Raw genomic sequence first — 19159 nt, forward strand, 5'->3', positions numbered from 1 at the left:
ATTTTTAGGATTTAAAGTTTATAAATATAAAAAGTAGATAAACGCTACGTGGTTCATCTACTATAATGTTATTATTCTATTGGAAATAATTGTTCGATTTTTTTGATTTCCTCGTTTGTTAATTTAAAATCAAGGGTTATTAAATTATCTACAACTTGATTTGGTCGTTTGGCTCCTGGAATAATCACATCTAATGATGGTTTAGTAAGATAATATGCTAATACAACATGTACTACATCTACTCTATGGTTATCTGCAATTACTCTGAGTTGATCTATTTTTTCTAAGTTTTCTTGATATCTTTCACCTTGAAACTCTGGATTTTTAGCACGAAGATCATCGAACTTAGTGTTTTCTGTATATTTACCAGCTAAAAGACCAGATACTAATGGGAAATATGGAATAAATGTAATATCATTTTCTGAAGTATATTCAAAAATCTTCTCGTTTTTACGATTCAATAAATTATATTCCATTTGAACGACATCTACATAGCCATCCTTATTCGCTTCTTTCAATTGTTCTAAACTAAAATTCGAAACGCCAATCGCTTTTATTTTACCTTCGTCTTTGAGTTCTTTTAAAGCTGCAACGGCTTCATTTTTAGGTGTTGATTCATCTGGAAAATGAATATAATACAAATCAATATAGTCTAATTTTAGACGTTTTAAACTTTGTGATACTTGTTCTTTTAAGAATTGCGGATCATTAGAGATTTGTACATTTCCGTCTTCATCAAAATAATGTGCGCCTTTTGTAGCTATCGCAAATTCTTCTCTAGTGAATTCTTTCACCGTTTCTCCAACAAGCTCTTCTGAACGTTCTGGTCCATAGATAAATGCTGTATCTAATAAATTAATATCGTTTCTAATTGCTGTACGTACAGTTTCCTTCCCTTGTTCTTCATCTAAATTATTGTAAAGGTTATGACCACCTACCGCATTTGTTCCTAAAGCAATGGGTGATACTTTAACATCTGATTTACCTAATTGTACTTTTTCCGCCAAACTTCTTCAGCTCCTTATATAAAATATGAATTACGTATTTTAAAATACGATTTCTATATTTATTCTCATTAGCCTCGCAACAAAATTGTACATCTATACACACTTTAATAAATCAAAGTCTAAAAATCGATGTACAAAACGATTAAAATTTAATGCTTCACTAACGTCATAATTTGTATTTACCCTTTTCAGATCATTTTATGAGTTGTTTTATAAATAAATTGTATTTTCAAACCATTTCCTTACTTATATCAACAAACAATTCAAATATAATACTATCTTCATAAAATTTATCATGATAGTTCTAATTTATTAAATAAATTGCTTGGGCCAGACTATCACTATTTTCCATAAAAAATACAAAAAACAGCAGTGCAACTTAAATTCATAAGTCTCACTGCCGTTGATTCGCTTTCAAATCTTCTCAATATAAACACTACTTTTATTTCACACTTTTTCGCTGTGCGAGTTTCTCTTTCAATTTTCTATCTTGTTCTTCTTTACGGCGTTTACGTAGTTCATTACGCTGTCTCAAACGCTCTTCTTCTTCTGGATCTCTCGATTTTTGTAACTGTTTCATTACTTTTTCCATGAGTTCTTCTTCTGTTAGTGCAGCGAGCGGACGGTTATTAACAAAGGCAAATGTTTTTCGTCTACCAGGCCCGCAATAAGACTGACAACCAATCTCTATTTCAGCTTCATGGTCTAATTTCGTCAGCTTTTTTTCTAATGATTTACAATCTACACCCTGACAATCATCACAAATCAGAAACTTATTTTGCAACTACACCCTCACCTTTCTAGTAATATACAGACTCAAAAATCCAATACTTATTTAATATGTATATGTGCACGCATTTGCAGTTCATTTTGTATTTACAACTCTAATTATTTTACTCTATTTAGTGAAAATTTCAAGTTTTTAATTATATGTTTGCCTATTATGACTTGATTTAAATTGTCTTATAAATAAAAAAAGTGAACTTAGTAGATGCTTTAATGTTCGCATACTAAGTTCACTTCATCGACTTTTAAGTCCACCATAAATCTGGTGCAGGGTTTGCTATATTAATTGATTTCAAGTTATTTACTGCTTTAGTAAAACCTTCTTCAATCGACATGATTGGATCTTCATGTTCGATACTAATGACATAGTCATAGCCATTGATTCTTAATGTACTAATCATTTCGCCCCATACTTGAGGGTTATGACCGTAGCCTACAGTTCTAAATGTCCAGGCACGTGTTTGTACATTATCATAAGGTTGCATATCCGTCAGACCATACATATTCACATTTTCTTGATCAATGTATGTATCTTTAGCGTGAAAATGGTGAATTGCATTTTCACGACCTAAAATTTTAATTGCTGCAACTGGATCGATACCTTGCCACCACAAGTGACTAGGGTCTAAATTAGCACCAATCGCATCATTTGTTGCTGCTCTTAATTTCAATAAAGTATAAGGTGTATGTACTAAAAATCCTGCATGTAGTTCAATCGCAATTTTGATACCTTGTTCTTTTGCGTAATATGCTGCTTTTTTCCAATATGGAATCAGTTTTTCTTCCCATTGCCATTCTAATATTTCAGAATAGGCTGTTGGCCATGGCGTTACCGGCCAATTGGGATATTTTGCTGTTTCATCCGAGCCAGCTACACCTGAAAAAGTATTAACTACTGGTACATTTAATAATGCCGCTAATTTTATTGTTTTAAACAAAGTATCATGCGCATCTTGTGCATTATCTTGATTTGGTGAAATGGGATTATTGTGACAGCTGAAAGCACTAATGCCTAAACCACGTTGCTGAATTTTTTCTAGATATTCAGCTCTTTTACTTTCATCTTCTAATAATTCATCTAAAGGGCAAAATTGATTACCTGGATTACCTCCAGTACCTAATTCAATCATGTCAACGCCCGCATCGGCTACATAATCCAACATTTCTTCAAAATTTTTATCTTGAAATAATACTGAGAACACACCAATTTTCATAAATTAAACCCTCCTCAAAATTTTAAAACGTTACAATCGAATACTATGTCCTTCTGTACTGCTCTGATATATTGCATCCATTAACACATTAATTTTTTGTGCTTGTTCAGGTTGTACCACTAACACTTCATGCCCTAGACAACTGTTGACAAAATTAAGCGCTTGTCTCTGAGCAGCAATTTCCTCATCATGTTCTGCATCAGCTTGCTCTGTAAAAAATGTGCCAAACCGTGGTTGATAAATTTCAAAAGGATACAAACTTAAACCACCGTCCACACCTGAAATACTCATGTGTTTTGTATCTTCTTTAATATTTGCTGACCAGGAACATTCAAATTGCAACGTTGAATGATCTTCAAAAGTAATAAAGCTCGAGACATGATCATCTACATCAAACGTTTCATGATCAAATTCTCCCCAGTCATTTATTTGATTCGGTGTTTTACTTAGTCTGTTATATGTTTTGCCAATCACTTCAACGGGTTCAACATCTTTTAATAACCACAATGACAAATCTAGCAAGTGGCATCCGTAATCAATCAGGCTGCCACCACCTTGCAATGTTTTGTTTGTAAACACACCCCAACCTGGTACTTTTCTTCTACGTAAAGCTTGTACACGTGTGACAAGCACATCACCAACAACGCCATCATCCACGGCATTTTTTGCAGTAATTGCAGCATCCGTAAATCGATAGTGATAGCCTATAGCCAATAATTTGCCAGCATGCTTAGCAGCTTTAACCATCTGTTCACATTCTAATTGATTCATCGCCATTGGTTTTTCACAAAATACATGCACACCTGCTTCTAAAGCAGCAATGGTGATTTCTGCATGAAATTTATTTGGGGTGCAAATAGCTACAGCATCAACCTTTTCAAACATAGCTTCATAATTTTTAAACACTGTATCAATTGCGAACCTATCCGCTACTGTTTCTGCTAATGTTTGATTAACATCTTGCAGTGCCACAATTTCAGCAAGATGGCTTAAATTTTGAAATGCTGGAATATGTCTGCCTTGCGCAATACCACCACAACCAATAATGCCGATTTTCAATTTTTCCATATACTCCATAGTAATCAAACTCCCAACCTTATTTTTCGTTTATTTCCTCTAACGGTTGAGCATTGCCATACTGATGTTTCGGTGTATTGGTATTGCATGCCCATCTCACAGCATTTTTGATAACTTGTTGGATGTTGGTATTATAATATGTCGGGTAACTTTCATGACCTGGTCTGAAATAAAATATTTTGCCATTACCTCTTTTAAAAGTCGCTCCGCTTCTAAAGACCTCTCCGCCTTCAAACCAACTAATAAATACTGTTTCATCAGGTGCAGGAATATCAAAATGTTCTCCATACATTTCTTCTTTTTCTAATTCAAAATATGAATCTAAGCCTTCAGTAATAGGATGTGAAGGATCAACTACCCATAATCTTTCTTTTTCATCTGCTTCTCTCCACTTAAGATCACACGTGGTACCCATTAAGTTTTTGAAAATTTTCGAGAAATGTCCAGAATGTAGCACAACAAGCCCCATGCCATCCAACACACGTTGTTTCACTTTTTCTACAATGACATCATCGACTTCATCATGTGCTTTATGCCCCCACCAAACTAATACATCTGTGTTTGTTAATACATCTTCTGTCAGACCATGTTCAGGTTCGTCTAGTGTTGCCGTCTTAACTTGGTGTTCACTCTCTAGAAAAGAAGCCAGTGCTTTATGAATACCTTCTGGGTAAACTTTTTTTACTTCAGCGCTTTCTTGTTCATGACGAAATTCATTCCAAATTGTAATATTCAATAGTAAGATCCCCTTTGATTAATGATTATTTAGATATACCGCTTTTCCTGTTTTTGCAGATTCATAAATCGCTTCTAATATTTGAGTCACTATAAATGCTTCTTTAGGTTTTACGACTGGTTCAGTATCATGAATAATATTATCTATCCAAGCACGCGCTTCTGCTTCAGCTTCATCGATTTTTTCACTTTCATAAAAATCAACGCCTGCATTATCTACTTCAATTTGAGATGTATATAAAGTACTAAATGCTTCACCATGAATACGCAAACCATCTTTCATATCTGCGCCACCGTGAGTTCCTGACAATGCACATTTCGCTTCGTCTACATCTAAAGAATTGAGTGCCCAACTTGATTCTAAGATGATCGTTGCGCCATTACGCATCTTAATAAAGCCAAATGCTGAGTCTTCAACAGTAAATTTATCTGGATCCCATGACCCCCAAGCATTTGCTGCATTTTCTTGTTTACCTAATTTATGAAAAGTAGATCCCATAACAGACTCTGGCTCATAATTATCCATCATCCATAAGGTTAAATCCAAGGCATGTGTACCAATATCAATTAATGGTCCGCCTCCTTGTTTCTCTTCATCTAGGAACACACCCCATGTAGGAACTGCACGACGTCGAATTGCTTGAGCTTTACTATAATAAATATCTCCTAAGTCTCCACGTTGTGTCACTTTTCGAAGATGTTGACTGTCAGCTCTAAATCTATTTTGATAACCAATCGTTAATTTTTTATTATTTCGCTTTGCAGCATCAATCATTTCGCGCGCTTCGTCTGAAGTTTTAGCCATTGGCTTCTCGCACATCACATGTTTACCAGCATTTAATGCTGTAACTGTAATATCCTTATGTGTATTATTAGGCGTACACACGTGTATTACTTCTATAGTTTCATCTTCGAGTAATTGTTTGTAATCTTCATATATTGCCGCATTGTCTATACCATAAGTTGCTGCTGCAGATTCAGCTTTCGCTACGTCTATATCGCAAAAAGCGACCATAGTTGCTTCTGGGATTTTTTCTAAACTTGGTAAGTGCTTACCATTAGCTATACCACCGCATCCAATTATTCCAATTTTCACATTCATAGACTCATCCCTTTATATTAAATTTATCCACCTTTTAAAGTAAACGCTTACAAAAACTCGTATTAAATTTAAACTTTATTACATTTAAAAGCTTAATACTTAATTCCATATTAAAATACAATGTTAAAAACACCAATAAATTTGACGTATTTAGATTTTATATATTAACATTAGAATATATTTTCAAATTCCGGAAAATTTTCCAATGAATAGGTGGAATCCACACATATGGTACTTGATCATCTTATAAATAAATACTTTGAACAGTTAACTGAAAATGATTTACATATCATCAATATCATACGTCAAAACATGGATGACATGTCAGCTATGAAAATACATGATTTAAGTAAACTGACGCATACTTCCATCTCAACGATTCATAGACTCGTTAAAAAGATGGGCTTTGAAGGTTATAGCAACTTTAAGTTTTACTTAAAAATGGAAAACAATGCGCAACCACCACATTTAGCAAACACTGATCCGATTGTCGAAGATGTGCAAAGAACTGTAGAACACCTTGAAATGTTCGACTATAACCTTTTAAACCACTTATTAGAAGCTGCACCTTTCGTCTATATATTCGGCACAGGTATGGCTCAGCAAAATGTGGCACGGGAAGCTCAACGTCATATGCTTTCTATCTCTAAACGTTCTATTGTAGTTAATGATGAAAATGAATTGCGCTTAGCCATAGATCAAATGTCACCAGAAGATTTACTTTTCATCATTTCTTTATCTGGTGAAACTAGAAATTTAAAAGAACCTATCCAACTCATTAAATCACGTGAATTGCATTACGTCTCCATCACGACATTGCATGACAACTATATTGCAAAAAATGCCGCCTTCAATATTTATGTCAACAGCGCGCCAATGCATTTTTTTAATAACACGGAATATTATAGTTTCACTCCATATTATGTCGTTTTTGATTTTATCGCTAGAACATATCACAACTACAAAATTTCAAAATAATGATACAAATTATATGATGTAAAACAACGATACTGGTTGGTTTTACATCATATTTAATTTTACATTCTTATTCTTCGTGTTTAATAATTTGTTCTACCGCTTCTCTCACTTGAGGAACCGATAGCCCTACGATAACTTGCACATTTTTACCGCTTTTCACGAGTCCATGCGCACCACCTACTGCTTTAAAATAGCCATCTTCTTCTACTTTTTCAGGATCTTTGACGGTCACACGTAATCTTGTTGCACAATTGGTTATATCAGCAATATTTTCAGTGCCACCCAAGCCTTCTAAATAAATCGCAGCTTTTTTTTCATATTCGTTTTTATCACTGTTTTTTTTGTTTTTATTTTCCTTATAATCACGCTTCGTATAGAGCTTAGTATCTATATCATCCTCTTTCTCTCTACCTGGCATAGGTATATCCATTTTTAGGATGATAAATCTGAATAGATAATAATAAATGAATATGAATATAATTCCTATAATAAATTGAGCAACGTAAGTTCCCCAATGAGAACCAAACAGCGGAATCCAATTGGTTGCTGCGATTTCAATAAAGCCACCACCTAAATTACCTACAAGACCAAATCCATGCATAATTGTCACCATTGTTGCTCCAAGTATAGCGTGAATTAAAAATAGAAACGGTGCTATAAAAATAAACGTAAATTCTAATGGTTCTGTGATACCTGCAAACACGGCTGTTAAAGTAGCCGCTAATAATAATGCTCCAACTTCTTTCTTTTTATGTGCTTTTGCCGTTGAATATATCGCAAGTGCTATACCAATTGAACCAAACATTTTAATATTACCTTGTAATAAAAAGCCACCACCTGGAAAAATTTCTTTTAGTGGTTTTGTTGTTTGAGAATACTCAGTTAAATGAGAAATCCAATACGATTTAATACCACCATCAACGACTGCCGGTCCATATTCAAATGGCGTGTATATGAAATGATGTAGGCCTGTAGGAATTAAAATACGTTCTAAAAAGTGGAAAAGCCATACGCCAACGTAACTTGATGAGGCTAAAAACACTTGTAACGAAGCAATCCATCCTTGAACTATAGGCCATCCCCAACTTGTTAAAAATGCTAAAGGAATCATTACAAAGAATGAAATCATGACAACAAACGGCGAACCTTGGAATATTCCTAATGACTCTGGCAATTTCTTATCATAATATCGATTATGTAACCAAATAGCAATGCCTGAGATGATTAGTGCACCAATAATATTTGTATCTAACGTTTTAATACCTGCGAGTTCAGTAATACCTGTGACTTCTGCCACATCACCCTTAAAGTCCACGCCAAAAGCAGGTCCCCATGTTGTTAATATGCTATTTATAAAATAATTAAACATCATATAAGTTACTACCGAAGACATTACTGCATGACCAGCTGATTTTTTAGCTAGTGATATAGGTAAGCCGATAACGAAAATAAGTTCTATATTTTCAAATACAGTCCATCCACCATTTTCAATTAATGACCATATTTGAAACCATAAACCATTAGGATCAGCCAGCTGACCCATAATCGCCTCGTTTTTAAACAGTGTAGCTATGCCAATAATAATCCCGAAGAATGGAAATAATAATACTGGAACAATCATTGCCCCACCAAACCTACGAATCGCATCTCCAAACATACGTCCAAAATTCATAATAATCACCCTTCTATCACTGCATATTTGTAAACGCTTTCTTAAGTTGATAATATGCTTTAATCTCAATGAGTTCAATAACATCCGCATATTTAGGCAATTCATTTCTACAACTGGTTTTTTTTTCATTAAGAGGTAAATTTTCCATTGATTTATTTAGAGGTATTCAAATTAACAACAACGTATTATGCGTTGATTATCAGTCTCTTATGATTTGGTCGCTCCATAGTTTACTTTTACTCAATTTCAACAAAAATAAAAAACAGTAGTGAGTGGGACATATATTTATGCCTCAGCTTCATACTGTTCATTTTCATTATTGACCGTGATATATATTAAACTCTAAAGGTTTTACTTCATTTGCTAACCATTCATCGTAAATGCGTTGTTTATTAACACCTTTATTGATTATCGTTATGCCACAATCTCCACCGCCTGCACCTGATGTTTTAGCAGCACCACCATATTTTTCAGCTACAGAACACAACACTTTTAAATGTGCAGTTTCAATATCAACTGTCGCTTCTTTATCCATAGATTGAATAATCTCACGGTTGATGCGAATCATTTGTTGCACGCCTTTAATATGATTCGTTTTAAAAGCATGTATCAACTTCTCAACACATAAATGAGAGCGTTCTAAAAATTTACCGTAAAAGGTAGGATCTGATTTTAAGCGTTTTACTTCACTCACTAAATGGTGTGATGAAGCTGGTGACCCAGTCCAACCTATAAGCACTTCCATATTCTCTGGTGGCTGTAACGGTTCGATATGAAGTCCAGGCCAGTTTTTATTCAATACATCATTGACTGACGTATCTTCGATTTGCTGTGATACCCATTCATGGTCAAACGTACTATAAGCTAACCAACCAGTATAAACACTGACAGCAATATCACCACAAGAACTTAAGCTTTGTAACTTCATATTTGCAATAACTGCAAGTTTGTAAATATACAAATTAGATAAATGCATACCATAAAATTCATTCAAAGCTTTAACAACTGATACCAAGACGGCTGCACTAGAACCTAAACCATATTTATGCCCATTTGTATCGTCTAAATTACTATCAATTGTTAAATTGAAATGTTTTAAAGGCATATTATTACTTCTTACAAATTGTTCAAAGATTTCAATTGCTGTGATGACATACTTCAATTGTTTAGCAGCATTTAAATCTGAAACTACAATTTTATCTTCACGTCTTTGAAATGTGACTGGTTCATGATGTAAGGTCTTAGAATGTATTGTGCCCTTAGGTGCATTTGAATCTTCAATAGAAGCAGTTACAAATCGGTCTACTGCGATTAATATTGATTTATATCCAGGTTCGACAACTGCGTATTCACCTGCAATGTATAGCTTCCCTGGTGCTTTAACTTGAATCATTTTATCTCTTCCTTACTCAATAATTTCTACACCTGTACGTGTAATGTCGCTCGCAATGATTTGGTCTTCTTTAAACGATTTATGTAATGCATCAATAACCGCTTGTTTATTTTTCTGTTCTACTAAAATTTTAACGTTAGGACCGGCATCCATCGTAAAGTAACAAGGATGACCCGCATTACGACATTGGTCTACAATATCCATCACTAAGTAGCTGTCGTCGACCATATAAGTGAACGGCGGTTGTGCACCTAAGTTTGTTGCATGCATGCGCAAACCATTGGCTTCAATCACTTCGCCTAATTGTTTAAAGTCTTTTTGATTTATTGCATGCTTAACTGACGCTATGTCCTCATCCACATGGTCTAACCAATATTGATAAAAACGTGATGTATCACGTGTAAGTGACATACCGGCACGACTTGAAACTTTTTTCGATTTATTATTAATGACTACAAATATCATTGCTAAATCGTCTTCCCAATTACCTGCTTCAATAGGAAAACTGTATGATGTCTCATCATCACACCCTTTTTCCCATTCTACAAAACCGCCATAGATACTTCTAGAAGCTGATCCTGACCCTCTACGTGCCAATCTAGATAACGCTTTACCTGTTAGCCCAAGATTCAAAGCTGCATCACAAGCTGCTGCTAATGCCGCATAGGCACTTGCTGAAGATGCTAGCCCTGCTGCTGTAGGAACATAATTATCACTTTCAATATATGCAAACATTGAGGTTTGACTTAATTCGCGGAACACATCCATAAAACGGTGTATCTTAGCCGCTTCTGCGTCATTTACTGCTTGGCCATTCAAAATAAGCGTATCTTTAGTATAGCTCTCATCAAATGTCACTTTAGTTTCAGTATAAAAGCGATCTAATGTAACCGATAAACTATTATTCATCGGAATAATATAAGTTTCATCAGCTTTACCCCAATATTTTATTAGCGCAATATTTGTATGTGCACGTGCTTTACTACTATTAACCAACGTCATTAACCTCCTAAATATTCAATCCATGTGTGATGTGCACCTAAGTCTTGCGCACTTTCAACAATTTTCTCAGCCACTTCTAAGGTTGAAGCAAGTACAATCATACTACCACCGCGACCGCCGCCAGTTAATTTTCCAGCAATAGCGCCTTGTTGTTTACTTGCCTCAAGTAATGTTTCGATTTTATCATGGCTTACCGTTAATGTACGTAAGCTTTCTTGACACAAATTAAAGATAGAGGCTAATTTTTCGAAGTTATGATGCTCTATAGAGTCACTTGCTTCGTATACAAGTTGACCAATATGTTTCACATGTTCTAGGTACTCACTATCTGCTTTACATAAATTATGTACGTCTTCTACTGCTTGTTTCGTAGAGCCGAGTACGCCCGTGTCAATAACGATCATGTAACCATTTAATTCTAATGGCTTTAATGTCGTTACTTTACCTTGTTTAAACCATACTGGCTTATTCGATACAATCGTTTGTGTATCAATACCACTTGGTTTACCGTGTGCAATCTGTTCCGCCCAATTGGCTTCTTCTATCAATACCTCATCAGTTAATGGTTTATCGAGATAATCAAAACTTGCACGCACAAAAGCAACCGCCATTGCAGCACTTGAGCCTAGTCCCCTAGATGGTGGTAAATTTGTATCAATCGAAACTTTTATAGGTGTTTGGATTTCATATTTTTCTACAAAACGAGTTATTACTGCCTTTAAATGTTCTGGGGCATTAATTAACTCACCTTCATATACATCACTTTTAATACATGAAGAAAGAGGTTCTTCTATAGATTCTATTTTCGCTCTCACTTTCCCGGTCGTAAATGGAATCGCAATTGCTGGTTCGCCAAATGTAACAGCATGTTCACCAATTAATATAACTTTTCCATTTGCTTCCCCATATCCTTGTTGTGTCATATTCTCAATCACCTTTAGTATTTTCTTTAGTTTTATATTTTAAGTACGCTAGACATTACAGACCACACTTATTTTAATCATTTCAGAGCACCATAATGAATTCTGCTTGGAATTTCCTGGGAAATTCTGTGTTTTAAGTCTATTTGTCAGCGAATCTAATATGTCTTTTATCATTATTAATTTGAAAAGACTGCTCGTATTCTATAGGAAAATACTCAACCTTAACTAATTTTACACACTTTATTATACATTATCTCATAAATTTTATATTATGCCATACAACTCTAGTCATAGTTGCTTTGTTTATTTTTATTTAAATAACAGAATCACCGTTCAAAAGTTAATACCTGCTACTAATTATAATCAATACCTTCCCATTATAAAACTCTATAGCCTTATATTCAAAAAGTTAACATGATTTTACGGAATTTTATTTAAAATAGCTAATTTTAAACTACACTTTTCCTATATTACTTATTTAGTTTCTATAATTCAACAATTAGAAAGATTTATGTCAATATTTTTTATATTAACTATAAAAAAGACCAGCGCCGTTACTTTAATAAAAAAGTACCGTTTCTGGTCTTAATAATTATTTAATCCATTGTTTGATTAATCTTGGCGTTACGTTCAATCATTTTTTCAAAATAACCTTCATAGCGTTGCCATTCATCATCTGTTATAGGTTCCATATTTAATCGTCCCCCTAAATCTTTAAGGGCATATAACAACTTAAACATTACGTCTTGAACAGTGATGGTTTTACCTAATAATGACTCTAAAGATGCCATGCATTGTGGGTCGATATTTGGATAAATAAATTTTGTTTCTTCGTCCTTTAATGCGCGTTCATAAAAATATTTCATCATATCAGCGCGTTCACTGCCATCACCTTCTACACAAAGATATACTTGTACAGCAATGCCGCCACGTACTCGTCTTTGTGAAATGCCTGCAAATTTCCGACCATTAATACTTAAATCAAATTTCCCTGGGCAATATGAACGTTCAATTTCATGTGTTTCAATATCTACGTCTTCATCTTCAAACATTTTCGCAACCAATAAATACATCACTGTAAAAGCTTCATCTATTGTAATATCGTGTTTACCTTTAAAGAGGAGTGAAATATTGAGTATACCTTGATCTAAGACTACACCTAATCCTCCTGAATTTCTTACAATCGCATTATAGCCACGTTCTTCAGTAAGATAACGAATGCCGTCTTGTAAAAAAGGCAGGCGTGAATCATGTATACCTAAAATGACTGTATGTTGGTGTATCCAAGTACGTACAACATTACATGATAAATCTTTACCAACACTTTCTGAAAATGTATCATCGAATGCAAATGATTGCATAGGCGCTAACCCAGAAGAATGGTCAATATAACGCCAATCTATATGATTAAAGTATTTGCTTGCTAAATCCATTATTGTAATGATTGCGCTGCAGTGATGATTGATAAGTTATACACGTCTTCTGTTGAACAACCACGAGATAAATCATTCACTGGAGAATTAAGTCCTTGTAATACTGGACCTACTGCATCAAAACCACCTAAACGTTGAGCGATTTTATATCCAATATTACCTGCTTCTAAACTTGGGAAGATAAACACATTAGCATTGCCTTGTATTTTTGCGTCTGGCGCTTTTTTCTTAGCAACTTCTGGTACGATTGCTGCGTCGAATTGAAATTCACCATCTACAACAACATCTTCAATATTGTCAGCTTCAATTTTCTCTTGAGCTAAGTTTACTGCATTTGCTACTTTTTCAACATCGTCTGATTTTGCAGAACCTTTAGTTGAAAAACTTAACATTGCTACACGAGGTGTCATGTCAAAGCTTTTAGCCGTTTTTGCACTCTCTACTGCAATTTCAGCTAAGTCTTGTGCTTCAAGTGTTGGATTGATTGCGCAATCGCCGAAGATATATTGCTCTTCTCCTTTAATCATAAAGAAAACACCAGATGTTTTTGAAACACCAGGTTTCGTTTTAATAATTTGTAACGCTGGACGAACTGTATCGCCTGTAGAATGTGCTGCACCGCTGACTAGCCCTTCAGCTTTACCAGTATAAACAAGCATTGTACCAAAGTAGTTTACATTTTTCAGCATTTCTTGCGCTTGTTCTTCAGTCGCTTTACCTTTACGACGTTCAACGAAAGCAGTTACTAACTCTTGTTTCAATTCACTTGTTTCTGGATCGATAATTTCAATATTAGAGATATCTAATCCTTTATCATTAGCTAAAGCCTTCACGTTAGCTTCATTACCTAATATTACCGGCGTAACATATTCCGTATTGTGTAATTGTGTTGCTGCTGTTAATACGCGCTCATCTTCACCCTCGGGTAATACGATTCTCACATTTTTTCCTGAAATTTTTTCTTGTAATACATCTAATAAAGACATAGGGGCCTCCTCGAAATTTAAATCTATTTATTTACACTATATAGTATACGTCATTTTTTTATAGAATTCCATGTCACTAATTTGTAATCATTTACTTATGTTTTAACACTACCTTTATGGTAGAATTTTATAGTGAAGACATAGAATTTTTCACAAAGGAGCGATTTACAATGCCACAAGTACCAGAAACGTTAGACGGTTGGTATAGTTTACATTTATTATATGCTATTGATTGGACTACTTTACGTTTAGTTCCAGAAGAAGAACGTCAATCTCTCGTGGAAGAGTTACAATCGTTTTTAAATAAGCATGAAGAAGCACGCACAAGTAATGCAGGAGATCATGCATTTTATAATATTACTGGTCAAAAAGCAGACCTTCTTTTATGGGTATTACGTCCAGAAATGAAAGATTTAAATGCTTTTGAAAATGAATTTAATAAATTAAAAATCACAGATTTCTTAATTCCAACATATTCTTATGTTTCTATCATAGAATTAGGTAATTATCTTGCAGGAAAATCAGATGAAGATCCATATGAAAACCCTCATATTAAACCAAGATTATTCCCAGAATTACCTCGTACTGAATATATCTGTTTCTATCCAATGGATAAACGTCGTGGTGAAACGTATAACTGGTATATGTTACCACTTGAAGATAGAAAGAAACTTATGCATGACCACGGCATGATTGGTCGCCAATATGCAGGTAAAATCAAACAATTCATCACTGGATCTGTTGGTTTTGACGATCATGAATGGGGCGTTACACTTTTTGCAGAAGACCCACTTCAATTCAAAAAAATTGTTTATGAAATGAGATTTGATGAAACAACTGCGCGCTATGGCGACTTTGGTAGTTTCTTCGTAGGTAATATCATCACAAAAGATGTCTTACAAAATCTATTTTCAATATAAAATACAATAAACAAGTCCATTTATATTAATGAAAACCTATAAGACTGTCGGCAAAGTATCCAACTTTGTCGGCTTTTTTATGTCTTTACATAACTCATAACTCGCTCTAGCTTTCAACTCGTTGCTACTTGTAGTTCCCATGCTTACGCCTCTAGCTTTCAACGAGTTGAAAGCTAGAGCGAGTAAAAAGGCACACTAGTCATTGAACAAGTGTGCCTGAGTCTGTGTAGTGTGTTTGGGAGAACTTTAATCACTACTTAATTTAAGTATTAACTGTTAAATATTGTCGCTACTCAATATTTGTCTGAAACAGTTAACTAATATTATTTTAGCCTATTTACGAAACTTGAAACATATTTAAATTACTTTAATTGTATAAAATGTTATTTTTTAAAATTTATAAAGTGCTTAACTTACTTTCTGATTCTTCTAACAATTTCTATGAGTAAAGTGTTACAATAAAAATTATTAACTTAATAACTTATTTCTATGCTATGAATACAAAAACATAGCTTTAGTTAAATACTTCTTTATTGGTGATTAGATGACAATATACAATCAAACAGTTGAAAGTTATGATGAAAGAATGGCGAAAGATGTCATTTTGCTCGCAGGACGCATTCTGTTGGAATCCGGTGCAGAAGGCTCCCGAGTTGAAGATACAATGACTCGGATTGCTACTACCTTAGGTTATCCAGAGAGCAATAGTTTCGTAACAAATACAGTTATCAACTTCATGTTACATAACGAATCTTATCCTAGAATTTTCAGAATTAAAACGCGAGATACAAATCTTCATCGCATATCAAGAACAAATGGTATTTCTAGACGGCTTGCTTTAGGTGACATTTCACTTGAAGATGCCTTTCAAGAATTGCAAAAAATATATCATGAACAAAGCATTAACCATGATCTAATTTTTAAATTTATTGCTGCCGCTATTATCGCAGCGAGTTTTTTATATCTTCAAGGTGGTATCTTAACAGATGTACTTACTGCTATTTTGGCTGGGTCCTTTGGCTTCATTGTTGTAGAAACGCTTCAACGGAAACTACATGCCCAGTTTATTCCAGAATTTATGGGCGCGATTGTCATCGGTCTCATAACTGTTTCGGGACACCATTTAATACCTGGTGGTTCGATATCTACTATCATAATAGCTTCAGTGATGCCAATCGTGCCTGGGGTCTTAATAACAAATGCTATTCAAGATTTATTTGGTGGCCATATGTTAATGTTTACCACTAAATCATTAGAAGCCCTAGTGACTGCTTTTGGTATAGGCGCCGGTGTAGGTACCATACTCATTATTTTTTAGGAGCAATGTCTATGTTTTGGATTTTAAATTTAATATTTAGTTATACTGCTTCCCTTTTCTTTGGTGTGATATTTGATGTGCCAAAACGCCTATACAATACAGTTGGTATTGTAGGAGCATGTGGATGGATGTTTTATATTTTATTTTATGAAGGTTTTCATTTCCATACTATATATTCTAGTTTCTTTGGAAGCATTGCGTTAGGTATGCTAAGTCACATCATGGCACGATATAAAAAAGAACCCGTAATTATATTTATGGTTCCAGGTATTATCCCCCTTGTGCCTGGTGGCCTTGCATTCGATGCAACAAAAAACTTGATTCTATTAGAGTTTAGTAAAGCAATTAATACAATGTTGGAAGTGACTTTAATTGCTGGTGCTATCGCTTTAGGATTACTTTTTGCTGATCAAATATCGAAACTTATTGTGTCTGGCACAAAAATACGTAAGAAAAGAATTTAAAACACATTATGCTAAATCAAAAACCTGAGAAAAATCATTGATACAAATGATTTTTCTCAGGTTTTTTGTTGCACATCATTTTTATAATAATAAAAGCCCTCCAATATAGACACTTTTACTGTATCTCTATTGAAGGGCTCATATAAAAATCTATAATCCGAGTTTAAATATTAGAAATTATATAATTTTACATGCAAAAAACATGATTATTATTCGCAAAAACAACTAGCTATTCGCTTTATCTGATTTATTTTTATTAATTAAATCTACTATTTCATCTTCTGATTGGTTTAAAATAAGTTTACTTAATCTGTCATTATCCATATTTTTCAGTTTTGGATAACGTACAATAAAGAAGATTAAACCAATGATTAACCAACCACCTAATGCGATATACGAAGGTGTTGAAAGTGCCGCTGGTGATCCAGGAACTAATAATAACAGTAAGAACACAAATGAAACGATTGAACCTAATATCGCAAAAACTTTATATACAGGTCCGTATGTGTTACTTGATTTATCAAAACTAAAGAGTCTTGCTGCTGATAAACATGTAATAAAGTAAGCAATTGATACACCTGTAGAAGACATATCAACAATCCATGTTAATGCAGTACGACCTAGCCACGGTGCAATTAATGTAACAGAAACTAAAAAGAAAATTGCAATATAAGGTGTCTTATATTTTTTATGCAATTTACTAAATACAGAAGGCATAATGCCTGAACGTCCCATTGAGAATAATAAACGGCTTGAACTCATCAAGAAACCATTTAAACCAGTGAATATCCCCATCATAATTGCAATTGCTAGCACTGCTAAACCAATGTAACCAAATGCTTCTTGTGTCACAGCACCTGTTAACCATAAATTACCGTTTAAACTTGTCGATGAACTACTTAACCAACTTGTGTATAAAATCATTAATACATAGGTAAATGCTGCGGCAAGCAAACTATAAACGATTAATTTAAATGTTTTATTCGGCGCAAAATCAAATTCTTCTGCTGTTTGTGGAATATTGTCAAACCCAACATACGCCCATGGTGCTACTGCCACGATCATAATAATGGATGTGAACCAACCTTCTTTTTCATTAGTTAACGGTTGTAGATTTTCAAAAGAGAAGTTATTTCCAAAGAATGAACCGAAAAATAGTAATAAGATTGTTATAACCATTGCTACACAGAAATAAAACTGTAGAGACCCTGATACACTTGAACCTTTAATTGCTATAAACATAAAGACAATTAATAATAACGATGCGATAAGAATCTCAGTTATATAAACATCCCATCCTGCAATAGTATATAACTTACCAGTTTCTAATATATCTGGTAGTAAGAACTTAATTAATAAACTAAATGCTGTTGCGTTTAAAGCTACAACACATATATATCCAAAAGTTAAAAACCAGGATGAGAAGAAACTAACGTACCTTCCAAATCCTAAAAAACTAAATGCAAATGCTCCACCCGAAACTGGAAAACGTTCAACTAAAGCACCATAACTTACTGCAATCAGTATCATCAATAATGCACCAATTACAATACCTATCGCTGCAGATATAGGGCCTGATTGACCAATCCAATCACCAGGCAGGATAAATGCACCCCAGCCTATACACGAACCATAGGCAATAGCCCACACAAATTTTTCAGATAAGTTTTGTTTTAAATCTCCTCTATCTATTTCCTTTTCCTTACCATTTTGACTCATAAATAAAATTCACCTCATGGACTGTATTATACCCACAAGATGAATTCTATAACAATTAAAAATTTATAATTTAAATGTTCCGATAATTAGCATTAACCAACCTACGAGGAATAAAACCCCACCGATTGGCGTAATTGCGCCAAGAATACGGATTTGAGTTAATGCCAAAATATATAATGAACCACTGAAAAAGACGATACCGAAGAACATGAGCCAACCTGCCCAATTCACATTAATTGAAGTTGTACCACTAATGATTCCAAGCGCGAGTAATCCTAGACCATGATACATTTGGTAAGTCGTTGCTTTTTCCCATACTGATAAATATTTTGCTGATAGTTTATTTTCTAAGCCATGTGCACCAAATGCGCCAGTTCCAACTGCCATCATTGTGTTCAATGCACCTAATATAATAAATACTTTCATCATG

At 34.2% G+C, this 19159-nt stretch carries 18 protein-coding genes; 4 read left to right on the forward strand and 14 right to left on the reverse strand.

Annotated elements, in window-relative coordinates; translation table 11 throughout:
• Positions 1–71: 71 nt before the first annotated feature.
• The 6 genes from ACA31_RS08930 to ACA31_RS08955 all read right to left on the reverse strand — a co-directional run bounded on the left by ACA31_RS08930 (position 72) and on the right by ACA31_RS08955 (position 5921).
• Positions 72–1007 carry an aldo/keto reductase gene (locus tag ACA31_RS08930; protein WP_057512977.1) on the reverse strand — a complete coding sequence of 312 codons (936 nt, stop codon included), beginning with the start codon at positions 1005–1007 and terminating at the stop codon, positions 72–74.
• A gap of 442 nt (positions 1008–1449) precedes the next feature.
• Entirely contained in the window at positions 1450–1791 is a 342-nt protein-coding gene (locus ACA31_RS08935; protein ID WP_057512978.1) for a DUF1450 domain-containing protein, read from the reverse strand.
• Between the two features lie 247 nt (positions 1792–2038).
• Positions 2039–3007 (reverse strand): sugar phosphate isomerase/epimerase family protein, encoded by a 969-nt coding sequence (locus tag ACA31_RS08940; protein ID WP_057512979.1) that lies wholly within the window; start codon positions 3005–3007, stop codon positions 2039–2041.
• A 30-nt stretch (positions 3008–3037) separates the two neighbouring features.
• Positions 3038–4075, reverse strand: a complete 1038-nt coding sequence (locus ACA31_RS08945; RefSeq protein WP_172793168.1) for a Gfo/Idh/MocA family protein — start codon at positions 4073–4075, stop codon at positions 3038–3040.
• 28 nt (positions 4076–4103) lie between these two features.
• Positions 4104–4820 carry a ThuA domain-containing protein gene (locus ACA31_RS08950; protein ID WP_057512981.1) on the reverse strand — a complete coding sequence of 239 codons (717 nt, stop codon included), beginning with the start codon at positions 4818–4820 and terminating at the stop codon, positions 4104–4106.
• Between the two features lie 18 nt (positions 4821–4838).
• On the reverse strand, positions 4839–5921 hold the full coding sequence (locus ACA31_RS08955; protein ID WP_057512982.1) for a Gfo/Idh/MocA family protein: 1083 nt from the start codon (positions 5919–5921) through the stop codon (positions 4839–4841).
• A gap of 228 nt (positions 5922–6149) precedes the next feature.
• Here ACA31_RS08955 and ACA31_RS08960 point away from each other — a divergent pair, with 228 nt between their 5' ends.
• A complete protein-coding gene (locus ACA31_RS08960; RefSeq protein ID WP_057512983.1) occupies positions 6150–6899 on the forward strand; it encodes a MurR/RpiR family transcriptional regulator in 750 nt (249 codons plus the stop codon).
• A gap of 67 nt (positions 6900–6966) precedes the next feature.
• On the opposite strand, the gene ACA31_RS08965 is transcribed toward ACA31_RS08960, so the two are convergent.
• The 6 genes from ACA31_RS08965 to pta form a co-directional block, all read right to left on the reverse strand.
• Entirely contained in the window at positions 6967–8571 is a 1605-nt protein-coding gene (locus ACA31_RS08965) for an alpha-glucoside-specific PTS transporter subunit IIBC (RefSeq protein ID WP_057512984.1), read from the reverse strand.
• A gap of 316 nt (positions 8572–8887) precedes the next feature.
• On the reverse strand, positions 8888–9964 hold the full coding sequence (locus ACA31_RS08970) for a phosphomevalonate kinase (protein ID WP_057512985.1): 1077 nt from the start codon (positions 9962–9964) through the stop codon (positions 8888–8890).
• A gap of 12 nt (positions 9965–9976) precedes the next feature.
• A complete protein-coding gene (mvaD, locus tag ACA31_RS08975; RefSeq protein ID WP_057513015.1) occupies positions 9977–10960 on the reverse strand; it encodes a diphosphomevalonate decarboxylase in 984 nt (327 codons plus the stop codon).
• 5 nt (positions 10961–10965) lie between these two features.
• A complete protein-coding gene (gene mvk, locus ACA31_RS08980; protein WP_057512986.1) occupies positions 10966–11889 on the reverse strand; it encodes a mevalonate kinase in 924 nt (307 codons plus the stop codon).
• A gap of 596 nt (positions 11890–12485) precedes the next feature.
• The gene (locus tag ACA31_RS08985) at positions 12486–13322 is read right to left on the reverse strand and encodes a lipoate--protein ligase family protein (protein WP_057512987.1); all 837 of its coding nucleotides are present in this window, start codon (positions 13320–13322) and stop codon (positions 12486–12488) included.
• Positions 13322–14308 carry a phosphate acetyltransferase gene (pta, locus tag ACA31_RS08990; RefSeq protein WP_057512988.1) on the reverse strand — a complete coding sequence of 329 codons (987 nt, stop codon included), beginning with the start codon at positions 14306–14308 and terminating at the stop codon, positions 13322–13324. The genes ACA31_RS08985 and pta overlap by 1 nt, the downstream gene beginning before the upstream one ends.
• Positions 14309–14478: 170 nt before the next feature.
• Here pta and hemQ point away from each other — a divergent pair, with 170 nt between their 5' ends.
• From hemQ to ACA31_RS09005, 3 genes are all read left to right on the forward strand, one after another.
• Positions 14479–15228 carry a hydrogen peroxide-dependent heme synthase gene (gene hemQ / locus ACA31_RS08995; protein WP_057512989.1) on the forward strand — a complete coding sequence of 250 codons (750 nt, stop codon included), beginning with the start codon at positions 14479–14481 and terminating at the stop codon, positions 15226–15228.
• 550 nt (positions 15229–15778) lie between these two features.
• Positions 15779–16546: a threonine/serine exporter family protein gene (locus ACA31_RS09000; RefSeq protein ID WP_172793169.1), complete on the forward strand. Its 768-nt coding sequence runs from the start codon at positions 15779–15781 to the stop codon at positions 16544–16546.
• An 11-nt stretch (positions 16547–16557) separates the two neighbouring features.
• On the forward strand, positions 16558–17010 hold the full coding sequence (locus ACA31_RS09005) for a threonine/serine exporter family protein (protein ID WP_057512991.1): 453 nt from the start codon (positions 16558–16560) through the stop codon (positions 17008–17010).
• A 225-nt stretch (positions 17011–17235) separates the two neighbouring features.
• On the opposite strand, the gene ACA31_RS09010 is transcribed toward ACA31_RS09005, so the two are convergent.
• A complete protein-coding gene (locus ACA31_RS09010) occupies positions 17236–18729 on the reverse strand; it encodes an APC family permease (protein ID WP_057512992.1) in 1494 nt (497 codons plus the stop codon).
• Between the two features lie 63 nt (positions 18730–18792).
• Positions 18793–19155: a DUF423 domain-containing protein gene (locus tag ACA31_RS09015; protein ID WP_057513016.1), complete on the reverse strand. Its 363-nt coding sequence runs from the start codon at positions 19153–19155 to the stop codon at positions 18793–18795.
• Positions 19156–19159 lie beyond the last annotated feature (4 nt).

Origin of the sequence: Staphylococcus sp. NAM3COL9, from assembly GCF_001431205.1 — a bacterium.
In the GTDB taxonomy this organism is placed as follows: Bacteria; Bacillota; Bacilli; order Staphylococcales; family Staphylococcaceae; genus Staphylococcus.

Excerpts from the sequence above, each read along its gene's own strand:
- ACA31_RS08940 (WP_057512979.1), bottom strand. The coding sequence starts at position 3,007 with ATGAAAATTGGTGTGTTCTCAGTATTATTTCAAGATAAAAATTTTGAA.
- ACA31_RS08945 (WP_172793168.1), bottom strand. The coding sequence starts at position 4,075 with ATGGAAAAATTGAAAATCGGCATTATTGGTTGTGGTGGTATTGCGCAA.
- ACA31_RS08955 (WP_057512982.1), bottom strand. The coding sequence starts at position 5,921 with ATGAATGTGAAAATTGGAATAATTGGATGCGGTGGTATAGCTAATGGT.
- ACA31_RS08960 (WP_057512983.1), top strand. The coding sequence starts at position 6,150 with ATGGTACTTGATCATCTTATAAATAAATACTTTGAACAGTTAACTGAA.
- ACA31_RS08965 (WP_057512984.1), bottom strand. The coding sequence starts at position 8,571 with ATGAATTTTGGACGTATGTTTGGAGATGCGATTCGTAGGTTTGGTGGG.
- ACA31_RS08970 (WP_057512985.1), bottom strand. The coding sequence starts at position 9,964 with ATGATTCAAGTTAAAGCACCAGGGAAGCTATACATTGCAGGTGAATAC.
- mvk (WP_057512986.1), bottom strand. The coding sequence starts at position 11,889 with ATGACACAACAAGGATATGGGGAAGCAAATGGAAAAGTTATATTAATT.
- ACA31_RS08985 (WP_057512987.1), bottom strand. The coding sequence starts at position 13,322 with ATGGATTTAGCAAGCAAATACTTTAATCATATAGATTGGCGTTATATT.
- pta (WP_057512988.1), bottom strand. The coding sequence starts at position 14,308 with ATGTCTTTATTAGATGTATTACAAGAAAAAATTTCAGGAAAAAATGTG.
- hemQ (WP_057512989.1), top strand. The coding sequence starts at position 14,479 with ATGCCACAAGTACCAGAAACGTTAGACGGTTGGTATAGTTTACATTTA.
- ACA31_RS09005 (WP_057512991.1), top strand. The coding sequence starts at position 16,558 with ATGTTTTGGATTTTAAATTTAATATTTAGTTATACTGCTTCCCTTTTC.
- ACA31_RS09010 (WP_057512992.1), bottom strand. The coding sequence starts at position 18,729 with ATGAGTCAAAATGGTAAGGAAAAGGAAATAGATAGAGGAGATTTAAAA.
- ACA31_RS09015 (WP_057513016.1), bottom strand. The coding sequence starts at position 19,155 with ATGAAAGTATTTATTATATTAGGTGCATTGAACACAATGATGGCAGTT.